The 17,076-nt window shown below is 61.9% G+C and carries 17 protein-coding genes; 8 read left to right on the forward strand and 9 right to left on the reverse strand.

Annotation, left to right across the window (positions count from 1 at the left end):
- Nucleotides 1-117: 117 nt before the first annotated feature.
- From AC1RMF_RS05955 to AC1RMF_RS05970, 4 genes are all read left to right on the forward strand, one after another.
- A complete protein-coding gene (locus AC1RMF_RS05955) occupies nucleotides 118-1,842 on the forward strand; it encodes an IlvD/Edd family dehydratase (protein WP_342621010.1) in 1,725 nt (574 codons plus the stop codon).
- Between the two features lie 5 nt (nucleotides 1,843-1,847).
- Nucleotides 1,848-2,753: an SMP-30/gluconolactonase/LRE family protein gene (locus AC1RMF_RS05960; protein WP_493140398.1), complete on the forward strand. Its 906-nt coding sequence runs from the start codon at nucleotides 1,848-1,850 to the stop codon at nucleotides 2,751-2,753.
- 137 nt (nucleotides 2,754-2,890) lie between these two features.
- Entirely contained in the window at nucleotides 2,891-3,472 is a 582-nt protein-coding gene (locus AC1RMF_RS05965; RefSeq protein WP_342621008.1) for a DJ-1/PfpI family protein, read from the forward strand.
- A 62-nt stretch (nucleotides 3,473-3,534) separates the two neighbouring features.
- Nucleotides 3,535-3,903 carry a ribbon-helix-helix domain-containing protein gene (locus AC1RMF_RS05970; protein ID WP_342621007.1) on the forward strand — a complete coding sequence of 123 codons (369 nt, stop codon included), beginning with the start codon at nucleotides 3,535-3,537 and terminating at the stop codon, nucleotides 3,901-3,903.
- Nucleotides 3,904-3,910: 7 nt separating this feature from the next.
- Here the strand turns inward: AC1RMF_RS05970 and AC1RMF_RS05975 are convergent, their stop codons facing one another.
- The 9 genes from AC1RMF_RS05975 to AC1RMF_RS06015 all read right to left on the reverse strand — a co-directional run bounded on the left by AC1RMF_RS05975 (nucleotide 3,911) and on the right by AC1RMF_RS06015 (nucleotide 12,304).
- Nucleotides 3,911-4,267, reverse strand: coding sequence for a hypothetical protein (locus tag AC1RMF_RS05975; RefSeq protein ID WP_342621006.1), 357 nt, complete (start codon nucleotides 4,265-4,267; stop codon nucleotides 3,911-3,913).
- A gap of 162 nt (nucleotides 4,268-4,429) precedes the next feature.
- Nucleotides 4,430-5,323, reverse strand: a complete 894-nt coding sequence (locus AC1RMF_RS05980; RefSeq protein WP_342621005.1) for a 2-hydroxy-3-oxopropionate reductase — start codon at nucleotides 5,321-5,323, stop codon at nucleotides 4,430-4,432.
- A gap of 29 nt (nucleotides 5,324-5,352) precedes the next feature.
- Nucleotides 5,353-6,135 (reverse strand): 2-dehydro-3-deoxyglucarate aldolase, encoded by a 783-nt coding sequence (gene garL, locus AC1RMF_RS05985; protein ID WP_493140401.1) that lies wholly within the window; start codon nucleotides 6,133-6,135, stop codon nucleotides 5,353-5,355.
- A gap of 11 nt (nucleotides 6,136-6,146) precedes the next feature.
- Nucleotides 6,147-7,697 (reverse strand): galactarate dehydratase, encoded by a 1,551-nt coding sequence (gene garD / locus AC1RMF_RS05990; protein WP_493140403.1) that lies wholly within the window; start codon nucleotides 7,695-7,697, stop codon nucleotides 6,147-6,149.
- Nucleotides 7,694-9,046 carry a TRAP transporter large permease gene (locus AC1RMF_RS05995; protein ID WP_342621002.1) on the reverse strand — a complete coding sequence of 451 codons (1,353 nt, stop codon included), beginning with the start codon at nucleotides 9,044-9,046 and terminating at the stop codon, nucleotides 7,694-7,696. Before AC1RMF_RS05995 ends, garD begins: the two co-directional genes overlap by 4 nt.
- The gene (locus tag AC1RMF_RS06000; RefSeq protein WP_493140405.1) at nucleotides 9,037-9,531 is read right to left on the reverse strand and encodes a TRAP transporter small permease; all 495 of its coding nucleotides are present in this window, start codon (nucleotides 9,529-9,531) and stop codon (nucleotides 9,037-9,039) included. The genes AC1RMF_RS05995 and AC1RMF_RS06000 overlap by 10 nt, the downstream gene beginning before the upstream one ends.
- 2 nt (nucleotides 9,532-9,533) lie before the next feature.
- Nucleotides 9,534-10,520, reverse strand: a complete 987-nt coding sequence (locus AC1RMF_RS06005; protein WP_493140407.1) for a TRAP transporter substrate-binding protein — start codon at nucleotides 10,518-10,520, stop codon at nucleotides 9,534-9,536.
- Nucleotides 10,521-10,566: 46 nt separating this feature from the next.
- A complete protein-coding gene (locus tag AC1RMF_RS06010) occupies nucleotides 10,567-11,472 on the reverse strand; it encodes an SMP-30/gluconolactonase/LRE family protein (protein WP_493140409.1) in 906 nt (301 codons plus the stop codon).
- Between the two features lie 4 nt (nucleotides 11,473-11,476).
- The gene (locus AC1RMF_RS06015; RefSeq protein ID WP_493140411.1) at nucleotides 11,477-12,304 is read right to left on the reverse strand and encodes an NAD-dependent epimerase/dehydratase family protein; all 828 of its coding nucleotides are present in this window, start codon (nucleotides 12,302-12,304) and stop codon (nucleotides 11,477-11,479) included.
- Between the two features lie 83 nt (nucleotides 12,305-12,387).
- Here AC1RMF_RS06015 and AC1RMF_RS06020 point away from each other — a divergent pair, with 83 nt between their 5' ends.
- The 4 genes from AC1RMF_RS06020 to ahpF all read left to right on the forward strand — a co-directional run bounded on the left by AC1RMF_RS06020 (nucleotide 12,388) and on the right by ahpF (nucleotide 17,074).
- Nucleotides 12,388-13,161: a FadR/GntR family transcriptional regulator gene (locus AC1RMF_RS06020; protein WP_493140413.1), complete on the forward strand. Its 774-nt coding sequence runs from the start codon at nucleotides 12,388-12,390 to the stop codon at nucleotides 13,159-13,161.
- A 9-nt stretch (nucleotides 13,162-13,170) separates the two neighbouring features.
- The gene (locus tag AC1RMF_RS06025; RefSeq protein ID WP_493140415.1) at nucleotides 13,171-14,502 is read left to right on the forward strand and encodes a glycerate kinase type-2 family protein; all 1,332 of its coding nucleotides are present in this window, start codon (nucleotides 13,171-13,173) and stop codon (nucleotides 14,500-14,502) included.
- A gap of 292 nt (nucleotides 14,503-14,794) precedes the next feature.
- Entirely contained in the window at nucleotides 14,795-15,358 is a 564-nt protein-coding gene (gene ahpC, locus AC1RMF_RS06030) for an alkyl hydroperoxide reductase subunit C (protein WP_493140417.1), read from the forward strand.
- A gap of 117 nt (nucleotides 15,359-15,475) precedes the next feature.
- Complete coding sequence (gene ahpF / locus AC1RMF_RS06035; RefSeq protein ID WP_493140419.1) at nucleotides 15,476-17,074, forward strand: alkyl hydroperoxide reductase subunit F; 1,599 nt, start codon at nucleotides 15,476-15,478, stop codon at nucleotides 17,072-17,074.
- The last annotated feature ends 2 nt before the right edge of the window (nucleotides 17,075-17,076 follow it).

The following is a 17,076-nucleotide window of genomic DNA, read 5'->3' on the forward strand; positions in this document are numbered from 1 at the left end:
GCAATTTAAATATGGATATCGACTATTAATTCATTTTCTATTATCACTATGCATGGTTAGCATCCAACTTGTCAAGAACCAAGGGGGTACTACCTCCGCCACAAAAGAGGCATACACATGGACACACCAAAACCCCCGTTCCGCCGCAGCCACGCCTGGTTTGGCAAGCAGGACCGGGATGGATTCGTTCACCGCAGCTGGCTCAAGAACCAGGGCTATCCGCACGACCTGCTGGATGGCCGCCCCATCATCGGCATCTGCAACACCTGGAGTGAACTCACTCCCTGCAACGGCCACTTCCGCGAGCTGGCCGAATTCGTCAAACGGGGCGTCTACGAGGCCGGCGGCTTTCCGCTGGAGTTCCCCGTCATGTCGCTGGGCGAAACCCAGTTGCGCCCCACCGCCATGCTGTTCCGCAACCTGGCCAGCATGGACGTGGAAGAAAGCATACGCGGCAACCCCATAGACGGCGTGGTGCTGCTGATGGGTTGCGACAAGACCACCCCTTCCCTGCTGATGGGCGCTGCAAGCTGCGATCTGCCCACCATCGGCCTGTCCGGCGGCCCTATGCTCAACGGCAAGTTCCGTGGCAAGGACGTAGGCTCCGGCACCGGCGTGTGGAAGATGTCCGAGATGGTTCGTGCCGGCGAAATGACCATGCAGGAATTCACCTCCTGCGAAAGTGACATGCACCGCTCCAAGGGCAGTTGCATGACCATGGGCACCGCCTCCACCATGGCCAGCATGGTTGAAGCACTGGGCATGTCCCTGCCCGAAAACGCCGCCCTGCCCGCCGCCGATACCCGCCGCAATCGCCTGGCACAGCTGACAGGCCGACGCATTGTGGAAATGGTCAAGCAGGACATCCGCATGTCGCAGATCCTGACCCGCGAAGCCTTTGAAAACGCCATCCGTACCAACGCTGCTATTGGCGGCTCCACCAATGCGGTGATCCACCTGCTGGCCGTGGCCGGACGCATGGGCATTCCCCTGACCCTGGACGACTGGGACAAGCTGGGTTCGGAGGTCAACTGTCTGCTGAACCTGCAGCCTTCTGGCCAGTACCTGATGGAAGACTTCTGCTACGCCGGTGGCCTGCCTGCCGTGTTGCGCGAAATTCTGCCCCTGCTGCACGGTGACGCGCTCACCGCCAACGGCAAGACCTTGCGTGAAAACGTGGAAGCAGCCCCCTGCTACAACCGCGAAGTCATCAAGACCATGGACGAGCCCTTCATCCCCGCTGCAGGCATTGCGGTGGTGCGCGGCAATCTGGCGCCGGACGGTGCCGTGATCAAGCCGTCCGCAGCTTCTCCGCACCTGCTGACACACCGTGGCCGTGCCGTGGTGTTCTCGTCCATTGAAGACTTCCATGCGCGCATCGACGACCCCGATCTGGACATCGACGAGAACTGCGTCATGGTGCTGCAGAATTGCGGCCCGCGCGGCTACCCCGGCATGGCCGAAGTCGGCAATATGCCACTGCCACCCAAGGTGCTGCAAAAGGGCATTACCGACATGGTGCGGATCTCGGACGCCCGCATGAGCGGTACCGCCTACGGCACCGTGGTGCTGCACACCAGCCCCGAAGCAGCAGCCGGTGGCCCGCTGGCCCTGGTGCGCAATGGCGACATGATTGAACTCAATGTGCCCGAGCGCAAGCTGCACCTGGACGTGTCCGATGAAGAGCTGGCCATTCGCCGTGCCGCCTGGGCTGCGCCCGAAAAACCGGCACGCGGCTATTACAAGCTGTATGTGGACCATGTGCAGCAGGCCCACCTGGGTGCCGACCTGGACTTCCTGGTGGGCAAGAGCGGTGCCGGCGTGCCACGCGACTCGCACTGAGCACCGTGGCTACTGCTGCATCCCGCGCACCCGTGCTCGGTCAGGCCCACGTGGTCTGGCCTGCCCAGGCCGAACTGGGCGAAGGCACGCTGTGGTCGGTACGTGAGCAGGCGCTGTACTGGGTGGATATCCTGGGTCGGCGCCTGTATCGCTACAAGGCAGCGCAACAAACGCGCGACAGCTGGTCCTTTGAAGAAGAAATCTCCGCCCTGGCCGAGCGACGCAATGGTCCGGGTCTGCTGGTCACCCTGCGCCACGACTTTGCCTATTTCGATCCGCAAACAGGCAACCTGCAGCGACTGCACCGCGCCGAAACGGACAAGCCGGGCAACCGCTTCAATGACGGCAAATGCGATGCACAGGGCCGCTTCTGGGGCGGCACCATCGACTTTGCCTGCGAGCAGGCCACGGGCGCCATCTACCGCTTCACGGTGTCCGGCGAATGCCAGACCATGCACCCCGGCTATGTGGTGAACAACGGCCCCACCTGGTCGCTGGACGGGCGCACCATGTATCTCAACGATACGGTGCAAGGACGTGTGCAAGCATTCGATTTCGACCCGGAAAACGGCACCCTGCACAACGAGCGCAACTGGCTGCAGTTGGCGCCTGTTGACGGCTATCCGGACGGCATGACCACGGACGCGCAAGGCCGTCTATGGATCGCGCACTGGGGTGGCGCCTGTGTCACCTGCCACGACCCGGTCACTGCGCAGGAACTGGCACGCGTTGCCTTGCCCACCAGCCACGTCACCAATTGCGTGTTTGGTGGCCCGGACCTGCGCACGCTCTATATTTCGAGTGCCCGTGTCGGACTCAGCCCCGAGCAACTCGCCGCCGAGCCGGACGCCGGCGCCCTGTTCAGCGTGGATACCGATTGCGTGGGCCTGCCCAGCCCCCTGTTCGGCTAAATCCACCAGGTATCACGCTGCGGTTGGGGTACCGTGCCACCCCCTAGGGAAAACACCGAGGCAGGTAGTAATGCATTACTACCCGTTCCTTGGGTGCACTCCTACACTGAAATCTCCCAACCAACCAGGAGACATTCATGTCCAAGAAGATTTTGATGCTGTGCGGCGATTACGGCGAAGACTACGAAACCATGGTCCCGTTCCAGACCATGCTGTCCATTGGTTACACGGTGCATGCGGTATGCCCGGACAAAAAAGCCGGCGACTACGTCATGACCGCTATCCACGACTTTGAAGGCGCCCAGACCTACAGTGAAAAACCCGGCCACCGCTTCACGCTCAACGCCAACTTTGCCGAGGTCAACACCGCCCACTACGACGGCCTGCTCATCCCCGGCGGCCGGGGTCCCGAATACATTCGCCTCAACCCGCGCGTGATTGCCATCACCAAGGAATTTGCCGATGCGGGCAAACCCATTGCCGCGGTCTGCCACGGCGCCCAGATACTGGCTGCCGTGCCCGGCATCATCCGTGGCAAGCGCATCAGTGCCTATCCGGCCTGCCGTCCGGAGGTGGAGCTGGCAGGTGCGACCTATGCGGAAATCGCCATTGACGCCGCGGTCACAGACGGCCAATATGTAACGGCGCCGGCTTGGCCCGCGCACCCGGCCTGGCTGTCACAGTTCTTCGCCCTGCTGGGCACCAAGATCAGCCATTAGCAACGCAAGGCGGCCCCGGCAGCTGTGCCCGGGGTTCGCTGCAGAAACACAGGATGCTCCGCATGTGCCAGATATTTGTGCAAGCCAACCCGATGAGCTACGAGGCTACGACCCGCAGCATCCGACTGCATGGCGTGGTCACCAGTGTGCGACTGGAAAACCTGTTCTGGGACACGCTGGAAGAAATTGCCACGCGCGACGGCATGAACGTGCCGCAGCTGCTCTCCAAGCTCTACGACGAGCTGCTGGCGCACCGCGGTGACATCCCCAACTATTCCAGTTTTTTGCGGGTCTGCTGCCAGCGCTATCTGGCACTGCAGGTGGACAACCGCATTCCCCGGGATTTGAGCATCCCCATCCGTTCGTTGAACCCGCACGCAGTGCTGCACGGCGCGCGTCCCAACTTGGTGGAAGTCAAGGCCAACGCCTGAACGGGGCCTAGCGGGAGAACCAGCGGGTGGACGCGGACATAAAGAGCCGCGAAGTCACAAACACATCAATGGGCGCGGTCAGGCAAAAGCTGATCACGTCCAGACGGGTCAGGCCGGAGTCATCCAACGCCATCAGCGAATACGACAACACCAGTAACAACAGGTACGCGGTTCTGGCCCAAACCCGCGCAGCGGCCACCTGAAGATAGACGATTACGGCAGACGAGATGATGAAGCTGGAGAACAGCAATGCGTGCCAGTCCATACCGTCCTCGCATACCAGGGCCTGATACACATTGAAAGACTGTCCGATGACCACGCTAAGCCACATGCCCACGATGGCGTAGCGCACGGCCTCGGGCATGCCGCTCCTCGTTGTCGGGGATGGGGAATGGGTTGGATCGGCGCTACGCATGGGTGCTTCAGGATGGAAGTCCAGTTTAACAAACACCGCTATTCGTCAAGTGGTGGCCTTGCTGCTGCGCCAGCACGCAGCAGGCCCCACGATCGCCAAGCCTGCGGGCAATCAGGCGGCGTCTGGAGCCACTTGGTGATTGCCCATGATCTCCAGTGCACGCACCAGACCGGAGTGATCCAGATTCTGCAAGCCATTGGCGCTGCACACCTGCATCAATTGGGCGGCACCTGCCGTTTGCGGCAAGGCCAGCCCCAGCTCGCGCGCGCCCTGCAACGCCAGCCCCAGGTCCTTCTGGTGCAAGCCGATGCGAAAGCCCGGGTTGAAGGTGCGTTTGATCATGCGCTCGCCGTGCACCTCCAGAATGCGGGAGGCCGCAAAGCCACCCATCAACGCCTGCCGCACCTTGGCTGGATCAGCGCCGGCTTTGCTGGCAAACAGCAAGGCTTCACCCACCGCAGCGATATTGAGTGCCACGATGATCTGGTTGGCCACCTTGCAGGTCTGGCCGTCGCCATTGCCACCCACCAGCGTGATGTTTTTGCCCATGTGCTGCAACAACGGCAGCAGACTGGCAAAGGTGGCTTCGGAGGCGCCCACCATGATGGTCAGGCTGGCCGCCTTGGCGCCCACTTCACCACCGGACACCGGGGCGTCCATGTACTCGCAGCCCAGCGCATTAATGCGTGCAGCGAAAGCCTTGGTCAGCACCGGCGAGATGGAACTCATGTCCACCACGGTCTTGCCCGGCGTGAGACCGGAAGCGACGCCGTTCTCGCCGAATAGAACGGTTTCAACGTCGGGCGTGTCGGGCAGCATCAGAAATACGATGTCCGCCTTCTGCGCCACTTCCTGCGCACTGCTGCAGGGCAGACCACCGGCTTTGAGCAGGTCTTCGGGAATCTGGTTGCGGGTGTGCAGGTGCACGGTGTGCCCGGCGGCGATCAGGTGCCCAGCCATGGGGGCTCCCATGATGCCCAGGCCGATGAATCCAAGAGTAGTCATTGCGTAAGTTCTATGCGGTGTTGAAAAAATCAGACGGTGTAGCGGTCACGCAGCGCCTGCGTTCCCTGCCGGAACACACCCAGGTCGCTGCCCACAGCTACAAAGGTCGCACCCATCTCCATGTAGCGCCGTGCATCGGCCTCTACCGGAGCCAGGATGCCGCAGGCCTTGCCCGCGTTGCGTGTGACCTCGAAGATCCGTGTAATGGCTGCCTGCACATCCGGGTGCCCTGCATTGCCAAGGTGCCCATACGTGGCGGCCAGATCGGATGGCCCCACGAATACACAGTCCACGCCTTCGGTGGCAGCGATATCGCCTACCGCGGCAACGCCCTGCGGACTTTCAATCTGCACGGCCACCATGATGTGGCGATTGATTTCCTGAAAGTAGTTGGGAACCGAGCCGTAGCGGTTGCTGCGCTGGGACACCGACACACCACGCACGCCTTCGGGTGGATAGCGCGTGGCCGCCACGGCACGCGCCGCATCGGCTGCACTGTGCACCATGGGAATGAGGAAATTGTAGAACCCTGCATCCAGCAGTCGCTTGATCTCCACCTCATTGTTGCTGGTGGGCCGGACAATCGGAGCGCTGCGGCTGTCTTTGAGCGCCATCAGTTGCGGCACAAAGGTAAGAACGTCATTGGGCGAGTGCTCACCGTCCAGAAGAATCCAGTCAAAGCCTGCAACGCCCAGCACCTCAGTGGTGATCGGACTGGCCAGCGAACACCAGCAGCCGATCAGGCGCTGGCCATTGTTCAAAGCCTGCTTGAAGGAGTTGGGAAATGATTGATAGGGTGTATGTTGTGTCATGGCAATGTGCTTCAAGTAATCGGTGCGGGATTGAACAGCACCAGCGCGTTATGCAGCTTCCAGTGCTCGGCCCAGGTCTTCTTGCGGCCGCTGGCGACCTCCAGCATCAGACGGAACAGCTCCCAGCCCACGTCGGCGATGGAGGCTTCGCCATCGGCAATGCGTCCGGCGTTGAGGTCCATGAGGTCGTGCCAGCGCGTGGCCAGCTCGGTGCGGGTGGCCACCTTGATGACCGGCACTTCGGCCAGTCCGTAAGGCGTCCCGCGTCCGGTAGTGAACACGTGCAGGTTCATGCCGGCTGCCAGTTGCAGGGTTCCGCAGATGAAGTCGCTGGCTGGTGTGGCAGCGTAGATCAGCCCCTTGGTGCTGGCCTTTTCGCCGGGCGAGAGCACGCCGCTGATGGGTGCCGTGCCGGACTTGATGATGGAGCCCATGGCCTTTTCCACGATGTTGGACAGACCACCGGCCTTGTTGCCCGGCGTGGTGTTGGCACTGCGGTCGGCGCTGCCTCGGCCCAGGTAGGCGTCATACCAAGCCATCTCGCGAGCCATGGCCTGCGCCACCTCGGGCGTGGTGGCGCGCGCCGTCATCTGCTCCACGGCGTCGCGCACTTCGGTGGTTTCCGAGAACATCACCGTGGCACCTGCGCGCACCAGCAAATCCGTGGCGAATCCGACGGCAGGGTTGGCGGTTACGCCCGAGAAGGCATCGCTGCCTCCGCACTGCACGCCCACCACCAGTTCGCTGGCGGGCACGGTTTCGCGGCGACGGGCATTGAGCCGCTCCAGATGCGTCGTGGCGGAATCCATGATGGAGTCCACCATGGACATGAAGCCCACATGCTTGTCGGCCTGCAGACAAACCACATCAAGAGCCTCGTCACTGCGCAAGGGAATGCTGCCAGCCGGCAGCAGGCGCTCGGGCTGCAGTTTTTCGCAGCCCAGGCTCACCACCATCACCTCGCCACCGAAGTTGGGGTTGCGACTGATATTGCGCAAGGTACGGATGGGGATGATGGCGTCCGGCGCGTCAATGGCGACGCCGCAGCCATAGCTATGCTCCAGCCCCACCACGTCGTCCACGTTGGGATAGCGCGGCAACAGTTCCTTCTTGATACGTTGCACCGCAAAAGCCAGCACACCTGCCACACATTGCACGGTTGTGGTGATGGCTAGGATGTTGCGCGTGCCCACCGATCCGTCGGCATTGCGGTAGCCTTCAAAGGTGTAACCCGACAGCGGCTCCTGCGCCACGGCCTTTGCCGTGGCCATGGGCAGGTCACTGAGACTGCGCGCTGCAGGCATGTGCAACAGGCGCTCGTGCACCCAGCTGCCGGCTGCAATGTCCTGCAGAGCGTAACCAATGGGCACGTTGTAGCGCAACACCGGCGCATCCTTGGCGATAGCGCGCAGCGCAACCTTGTGCCCCTGCGGCACGCGGTCACGCAACACCAGACCATCGGCCAGCACCGTACCTGCGGCCAGGCCGCCATCGTTGGCGACGATGGCGACGTTGTCATCCGCATGCATGCGGATGGTCAGCGGGGGTTTCTGCACGGTCATAGCACCAGATGCCCTGTGATTAGCGTGGGCAGCCAGGTCGAGAACGACGGCACGTAGGTCACCAGCGTGATGGCCACAAAGATGGCGAAGTAATAGGGCCAGGCTGTCTTGGTCGCTTCACCGATGGATATGTTGCCGATGGCACAGCCCACAAACTGCACCGTCCCCACCGGCGGATGCACCAGCCCCAGCGCGCAATTGAGCAGCAGCATCATGCCGAACTGCACCGGACCCACACCCATCTGGATGGCCAGCGGCAAGAACAGCGGCGTGGTGATCAGGATGTGCGCTGCCATGTCCAGAAAGATGCCCAGCACGATCTGGATGATGTTGATGTACAGCAGCATCAGCCAGGGCGATTGCGTGGCCGACAGCAGCGCGGCTTCAATGGCGTCCGGGATTTCCAGATAGGCCATCTGGTAGCGCAGCATGTTGGACACACCGATGAGCAGCAGGATCACGCCCGTGGTCTTGGACGCCTTGGCCAGCGACTTGAGCAGCTTTTCCTTGGACATGGTGCGGTAGATGAACACCGTGAGCAGCAGCGAATAACTCACCGCGATGGCCGCCGCTTCGGTGGCTGTGGCCACCCCTTTCATGATGCAGGCCAGAATGATCACCACCACCATCAGCCCCGGCATGGACGCGATGAAGGAGCGCAGCACGGCCGACCAGCCCGGAAACTTTTCCAGCAGCGTGGAGCCGTCAGGCCGCTTGGGGTAGCCATACTTGACCGCCTGCCAATAGGCTGTGATCAGCATGCAGACCATGATCCAGAACACCGGGACCAGGCCGGCAAACATCAAGTCGCCAATGGACACGCCCTTGATGACATGGCCGTCGATCATGCCGGTGGCCGCCTGCGCAGCAAAGGCATAGATGATCATGTTGTGCGAGGTGGGCATCAGCGCGCCCGACAACGATGCGTGCGTGGTCACATTGACCGCGTAGGCAGCGCTGTAGCCCTCGCGCTTCATGATGGGAATCATCACACCGCCCATGGCCGAGGTGTCGGCCACCGGCGAGCCGGACACACCACCAAAGAGCGTGGATGCCACCACATTGGCCAGCCCCAGTCCACCGCGCCAGTGCCCCACCAGACTGCGGGCAAAGTCCACGATCTTGTCGGCAATGCCCCCATGCAGCATGAGCTCGCCAGAGAAGATGAAGAAGGGAATGGCCAGGAACGAGAACACGTTCATGCCCGAAACCATCATCTGGATGGCGGTCTCGAACGGCAGGCCTTCCACCGCGAAGGTGGCCAGGCAACTCAGACCAATGGCAAAAGCCACCGGCACGCCCAGTAACAGGAAGGCAACAAAGGCCAGACAGAGTACGGTCAGTGCCATGAGGGAGCTACTTTCTTTCCGGTAAACAAAGCCACCAGATGCTCGATGGAAAACAGGGTGATCAACACACCGGACATCAGCACCGGCAGATAACGGTAGGCCTCGGACAGGCCCAGTGTGGGAATGGTGCTGGCGTGGGTGGACACGGCCATCAGGGTGCCCCCTGCCAGCAGCGCCATGGCAAACACGATGATGAAACCGTGCACCACCACCTTGCACCAGAACTGCGCGATATCAGGCAATGCCTTGACCAGCGAGTCCAGGCCGATGTGGCCGGCGTCACGCACACCGGCCGATGCGCCAAACATGGCAACCGAAATCACCAGCAACAAGGCGAGCTGCTCCACGTAGGCCGGTGCGTCATTGAAGACATAACGCATCACCACACCGTAGATCACCACACCCAGCAAACCCACCAGGCAGGCGCACGCCAGCGATAGCGTCCAGCGTGACAGCCTGGAGTTCAGAAAAGTCAGGACGCCCACGATTATTTGGCGTTGACGATTTCTTGCACCAGTGCCTTGAGCTCAGGCGTGTTGGCGAACTTGTCCCACACGGGGCGTTCCACGTCCACAAAGCTCTTGCGATCGATTTCCGAGGCGGGAACGATCTTGGCTCCACCCTTGATAACCGCTGCGCGGGCGTCCTTCTCCTTGGCTTCCCACAGGCCAACGTAGTACGGCACTGAGGCCTTGGCGGCCTTGCGAATGGCCGTCTGCTCTTCCGGTGTCAGCGTTTCCCAAATTTTCTTGGAGAACACCAACACTTCAGGCCCCATGGAGTGCATGGTTTCCGAATACACGGGTGCTGACTCGTAGTGCTTGGCCTCTTCATAAGAAGGGTAGTTGTTCTCGGCAGCGTCCAGCAGGCCAGTCTTCAAACCGGTGTAGACCTCGGCAAATGGCATAGGGGTTGCGGACGCACCCATGGCGCCAATGGTGCTGACCCACAGGTCCGAGGGTTGCACGCGGATCTTCATACCCTTGGTATCGGCAACGGATTTGATGGGCTTGTGGGCATAGATGGAGCGAGCTCCGCTTTCGTACAGTGCCAGACCGACAAAGCCAGCCTTGTCAAAGGCGGCCAGAATCTTGTCGCCTTGCGGACCGTAAATGGTCTTGCGGAAGTGTTCGATATCGCGGAACAGGAAGGGCAGCGAGGGAATCATGGACTCCGGCACGATGCCGTGGAAGGCAGCCGTGTTCACGCGCACCATGTCCAGCGCACCGATCTTGACTTGCTCCACCGTGTCTTTTTCGGAGCCCAGCGAGCTGTCGCCGAACACCTTGACGTTGTCCTTGCCGCCAGTGGCCTTGGACAGCTCGTCACCCATGAACTTCACCGCCATGTTGGTGGGGAATTCCTTGTTGTGAACGTCGGCCGAACGGAAGGTGCGGGCCATACCGGTCGTGGCGGACAGCGCCAGCACCGCAATGGCGATCTGGGTGGTCAAGGTTTTGAATGGGAAGCGCATGATTTCTCCTCTTTGGTTGAAATGGGAACGTGAACGGAACGCGAACTCAGAAGACCGTGCAGGCCGGCTCGGGCTGGCCTTGCACGTCACTCAGGTGAATGGCAAACAGCCCGCCGTCCAGGGCGTCAGGCTCGGTGGTGTTGGCTGGGCGGATGGAAGCCACATACAGGGTGCGTAGGTCGGCACCGCCGAAGGCGCACATGGTGGGTTTCTTCACCGGCACGGCAATCGAACGGTCCAGCCGACCTTGCGGCGTGTAACGGTGCACCAATCCGGCGTCGATACCGCAAATCCAGTAGCAACCATCCGTGTCCATGGCGGCGCCATCAGGTCGGCCCTCGAACGTCGCCATGTCGATGAAAGGGCGCGGGTTGCTGGGTAGCCCACGCTCCGTGTCGTAGTCGTAGGCCCAGACCTTGCGCACGGCGCTGTTGGAGTCGGACAGATACATGGTGCGACCATCCGGGCTGAACGCCATGCCATTCGGGGTGACAAAGCCGCCGAGCACCGGTGTCAGCGCACCTCCATGCCCCAGGCGGTAGATCTGGCCCAGTGGCTTGGCTGCCGCCATGTCCATCACCATGGTGCCCGCCAGAAAGCGCCCTTGCCGGTCGCAGCGACCATCGTTGAAGCGCATGCCGTCGTGCGCGTGCGGCACGCTTGCCACGCGCCGGAACCCGAGCGCATCTTCACTGCGGGTGTCTAGCTCAAACATGCCGGTTTGCGCACCGGCAAACCACTGGTGGCTGGAGGCACCACGGGTGATGCAGGCCAGCATCTCGGGCGCTGCCCATTGGTGCTGCCGGCCCGTTGCAGGGCTGTAGCGGTACAACGTCTTCTGCGGAATGTCGACCCAGTAGAGCGCCTGCTCCTGGGCATGCCAGACCGGGCACTCACCGGTCGCATTCCTTACGTCGAGCACCAGCTCGGCGCTCGCAAGAGTGGTAGGCATGGTGTTATTTGCCGCGCAGATGGGCCGTCATGGGAATGCCGGCCATCAGAAAGGTGCCGCCCTGGTACTGCACCGTGGGGTCGGTCAGATCCGGCTCCGGAGTGCGGGCGTAAATTTCCTCGCGGAAGCCATCCGAGCTGTCCTGCGGCACATAGCCTACATGGCGCACGCTGGCGTTGTCGTACCAAGATACGGCGTTGTTCGACATGCCGAAAATAATCGTGTGGCCCAGCACCGGGGTGGTCAGGCAGGCGGTGATCAGGCGATGCAAATCGTCAAAGCTCAACCAGCTCGCCAGCATGCGACGGTCCCTTGGCGCGGCAAAGGCCGAGCCGATGCGCGCGCAGGCGGTCTCTATGCCATAGCGGTCAAAGTACATGCGCGACAGGTCTTCGCCAAAGGCCTTGCTCACGCCATACAGGCTGTCGGGCCGGGGCGGATGCGCCGGGGTGATGGTTTCGCCCTGGCGATAAAAACCCGTCACATGGTTGGAGCTGGCAAACACCACGCGCTTGACGCCGTGTTGGCGCGCCGCTTCGTAGAGGTTGTAAACACCAATGATGTTGCCTTGCAGGATGGGATCAAACGGCCCTTCCAGCGATACGCCGCCCATATGCACGATGGCCTGGCACCCCTGCACCGCCGCATGGACGGCCGCCGCATCGGCCAGGTCGGCTTGTACGATTTCCTCGCCGTCCTGCGCCGGGCCCAGGTCCACCCGGTCCGACAGGCGCAACACGCTGCAATTGGCCTTGAGCCGCTGGCGCAGTGCGGTTCCGACGCCGCCTGCGGCACCGGTCAGCAGCAAAGTGTGGTGTACTTTAATCGTCATAAGATTTAAAATTCTTGTCTGTCATATGTTGTCTGATGTGTTAAATTGTCGAGACGCCCGATAGCCAAGTCAAGGACTTTTCCATGGACCTAGTACAAACCCCTAGCCCCGCCCCGTCCGGCCCCCCGGTGGACCAGACACCTCTCGCAGCTCGCCCGCGGCGTGTGAAAGGGTTGGTCAATGAAGTGATGGAAAGCCTGGCAGGCAGCATCCGCTCCGGCGCCATCAAGCCGGGCGAAAAGCTGCCCACCGAGTCCGAAATCGTGACCCGCTTTGACGTCAGCCGCACCGTGGTGCGCGAGGCGATATCCCGCCTGCAGGCCAACCGGCTAGTGGAGACGCGCCACGGCGTGGGCACATTTGCACTGCCGCCCGAAGACACCAAGAACTTCAAGATTGCCGACGTCGATTTCGCCACCGTTGCCGACGTCATCGCCCTGCTGGAGTTGCGTATCAGCCTGGAGACAGAGGCCGCCGGCCTGGCCGCGCAGCGCCGCACCGAACAGAATCTGCAGTCCATGCAGGCCATGCTGGATGCCTTTGTCATTGCCATCGAAGAAGATTCCGACGCGGTGCCGTCCGACTTCAATTTCCACATGGAAGTGGCGCGCGCCACCGGCAACCGCCATTTCGCCGATCTCATGACCTACCTGGGCACCATGATCATTCCGCGCACCCGGGTCAACACACCCAACAGCGCGCCGGAAGGGCGTCTGGCCTATTTGCGCCGTGTGCATAGCGAGCACGAAAGCATCTTCAGCGCCATCCGAAACCAGGATACCGACGCCGCCCGCGCCGCCATGCGAACCCACCTGGCCAACAGCAAAGACCGACTCAAGAATCGCAAGCCCAACTAATCAAGTTGTATGATGACTGATGAGAATACGCCATTTTCAAACCCTAGACATGCTCCGCTCGATTTCCTGAGCCATCTCTATGCTGTCGCCGTGCGGCGCGCCATGCCGCTGCACACCATTGGCGCATTTCTGCCTCCCCCATCGGGACGAACAGTGGTGGTAGGCGCGGGCAAGGCGGCTGGCGCCTTGGCCCATGCGGTGGAAGCCCTGTGGCCGCAGGATGCGCCGCTGTCGGGCCTGGTGGTGACGCGCTATGGGCACACGCCGCAGCGGCCTGCCGGGATACCGGCGCGTATCGAAATCGTGGAAGCGGCACATCCTGTGCCCGACGCCGCTGGACTGGCTGCCGCCGAACGCATGATGGAACTGCCGCCCAACCTCACCGCGGACGATCTGGTGCTGTGCCTGATTTCAGGCGGTGGGTCGTCCCTGCTCACCTTACCCGCCGACGGTCTGACCCTGGCCGACAAACAACGCATCAACCAGGCACTGCTGGACAGCGGCGCCAGCATTGGCGAAATGAATTGCGTGCGCAAGCACCTCTCGCGCATCAAGGGCGGGCGCCTGGCGGCCGCCTGTGCTCCGGCGCGCGTGTTGACCCTGCTCATCAGCGATGTGCCGGGCGATGACGCCAGCGTGATTGCCAGCGGCCCTACCGTGCCGGATGCCAGCACCTGCGCCGATGCCCTGGCCATCCTGAAGCGCTACAACATTGCGGTGCCGGAACAGGTCCTGGAGCATCTGCGCACGGGAGAACTGGAAACCCGCAAACCCGCCGATCCGGTCTTTGCCAACAGCCAGGTGCACCTGATCGCCACGCCCCAGCAATCGCTGGAGGCCGCTGCACAGGCTGCGCGGGATGCAGGCATCGCCGCCTACATATTGAGTGACGAAATCGAGGGCGAATCGCGCGAGGTCGGCAAGGTCCACGCCGCGCTGGCGCGCGCCGTGGCACAGAAGGGCCAGCCCTTCCAGAAGCCGTGTGTCATCCTGAGCGGCGGCGAGACCACAGTCACCATCCGTCCGCGTGCGCCGGGTGCCCCACGCGGACGCGGCGGGCGCGCCGGCGAATTCTGCATGGGACTGGCGCAGGCGCTGCAAGGTCAAGCGGGTGTGTATGCACTGGCTGCTGACACCGACGGCATTGATGGCGTGGAAGACAACGCCGGCGCCTTTGTCACACCCGACACACTGGCCCTGTCCACCCACAGGGGCATCAAGCTCAGCGATCACCTGGACCGCAACGACGCCTATGGTTTCTTTGAGACCCTGGACGCGCTGTTTGTCACCGGCCCCACCCACACCAACGTCAACGATTTCCGGGCGATTCTGGTCCTCTGAAAAACGCTTGGCGGCGGTTTTTCCTACCACAACCGCCGAAACGATCTGCATCCTTTTTAGGCATCGCAAGCCAGCCCAATAGGCATGCGGGTTTGGCATATCTGTCCCGGAGTTATCAACAGACCCATTCACACGAACTGGGGATGAATCCGGGGCCTAAAACCCAGTCCATGTTATCAATCGGCCCCATTGAGACAACCAATTGGGTTTCAAGCTTTTCTATGGATATGATTCACGCCAATGAGTCCCACTCATTCGATAGTTTTTACTAACCAGGCAGAAAAGGAACCCTATGTCTTTGATCAACACCCAAGTTCAACCCTTCAAGGCCCAAGCCTTCCACAACGGCAAGTTCATTGAAGTGACCGAAGCTTCCCTGAAGGGCAAGTGGTCCGTGCTGATTTTCATGCCCGCCGCTTTCACCTTCAACTGCCCCACTGAAATCGAAGACGCTGCCGACAACTACGCCGAGTTCCAGAAGGCTGGTGCAGAGGTCTACATCGTGACCACCGACACCCACTTCTCCCACAAGGTCTGGCACGAAACCTCTCCCGCCGTGGGCAAGGCCAAGTTCCCCCTGGTTGGCGACCCCACCCACACCCTGACCAACGCATTCGGCGTGCACATTCCTGAAGAAGGCCTGGCACTGCGCGGCACCTTCGTGATCAACCCCGAAGGCGTGATCAAGACGCTGGAAATCCACTCCAACGAAATCGCCCGCGACGTGTCGGAAACCCTGCGCAAGCTCAAGGCTGCCCAGTTCACCGCTTCCCACCCTGGCCAGGTCTGCCCTGCCAAGTGGAAGGAAGGCGCTGCCACCATCACTCCGTCCCTGGATCTAGTCGGCAAGATCTAAGCAGTATTTCTGCTGGAGGGGGTGCGCTTCGAGGGGCGCCCCTTCTGGCAGAGGTATTGCTTCCTCCACTCCCCCACCCCATTTGCAAGATATTCGTAACCAGACGAAGGAACCGCCATGCTCGACGCACAACTCAGCTCTCAACTCCAAGGCTATCTGCAGAACCTGCGCCAGCCTATCCGCCTGATCGCCTCGCTGGATGACAGCGCCAAGGCGCAGGAGCTGCGCGAGTTGCTGGTGGAGATAGCCGCCCTGTCCGACAAGGTCACGCTGGACGAATCCGGTACCGACGCGCGCCGCCCCTCGTTTGTCATCGCCAAGGAAGGCGAAACCCGCGGCGTACGCTTTGCCGCCATTCCCATGGGCCACGAGTTCACCTCCCTGGTTCTGGCCCTGCTGTGGACCGGCGGCCACCCGCCCAAGGTGAGTGCCGAGGTACTGGACCAGATCAAGAGCCTGGACGCCACGATGAACTTCGAGGTGTACATGTCCCTGACCTGCCACAACTGCCCGGACGTGGTGCAGGCCGCCACCCTGATGACCATCTTCAACCCCAAGATCAATACCACGGTGATTGATGGCGGCATGTACCAGAGCGAAGTGGATGCGCGCCAGGTGATGGCCGTGCCCATGGTGTTCATGAACGACGCCCTGTTCGGCTCCGGTCGCATGACGCTGGAAGAAATCGTGGGCAAGCTCGACAACCACTCGGCCAGCCGCGAAGCCGCCAAGCTCAGCGAGAAGGCACCCTACGACGTGCTGATCGTGGGCGGTGGCCCGGCCGGTGCCGCCGCTGCGGTGTATGCCGCACGCAAGGGCATCCGCGTGGGCGTGGCAGCCGAGCGCTTCGGCGGCCAGGTGAATGACACCATGGCCATCGAGAACTACATCTCGGTGCTGGAAACCGACGGCCCCAAGTTTGCCGCAGCCTTGGAAGCCCAGGTGCGCCACTACGACGTGGACATCATGAACTTGCAGACCGCCAGCCGCATTGTTCCCGCTGCCACGGCAGGTGGGTTGACCGAAGTCCACATGACCAACGGCGGCGTACTTAAGGCGCGCAGCCTGATCCTGTCCACCGGCGCACGCTGGCGCAATGTGAACGTGCCCGGTGAAGCCGAGTACAAGAACAAGGGCGTGGCCTACTGCCCGCACTGCGACGGTCCGCTGTTCAAAGGCAAGCGTGTGGCGGTGATTGGCGGGGGCAACTCCGGCGTGGAAGCGGCCATCGACCTGGCCGGTGTGGTGCAACACGTCACCCTGGTGGAATTTGCCGACGCGCTCAAGGCCGATGCGGTGCTGGTCAACAAGCTCAAGAGCCTGCCCAATGTGGACATCCACGTGAACGCACAGACCACCGAGATCACCGGCGACGGCTCCAAGGTCAACGGCCTGCACTACAAGGACCGCGCCACCGGTGAGCTGCACAAAGTTGCGCTCGAAGGCGTGTTCGTGCAGATCGGCCTGGTGCCCAACTCCGAGTTCCTCAAGGGCACGCTGGAGTTGAGCAAGTTTGGCGAAATCATCGTGGATGCCAAGGGCCACACCAGCCTGCCCGGCGTGTTCGCTGCGGGCGACGTGACCACCGTACCCTACAAGCAGATCGTGATTGCGGCCGGCGAAGGTGCCAAGGCAGCGCTCAGCGCCTTCGACTACCTGATCCGTCAGCCGGTGGTTGCACCTGCAACACCACAGGCGGAAGCCGTCGCCGCCTAGGA

Source organism: Rhodoferax sp. GW822-FHT04A08, assembly GCF_058801025.1.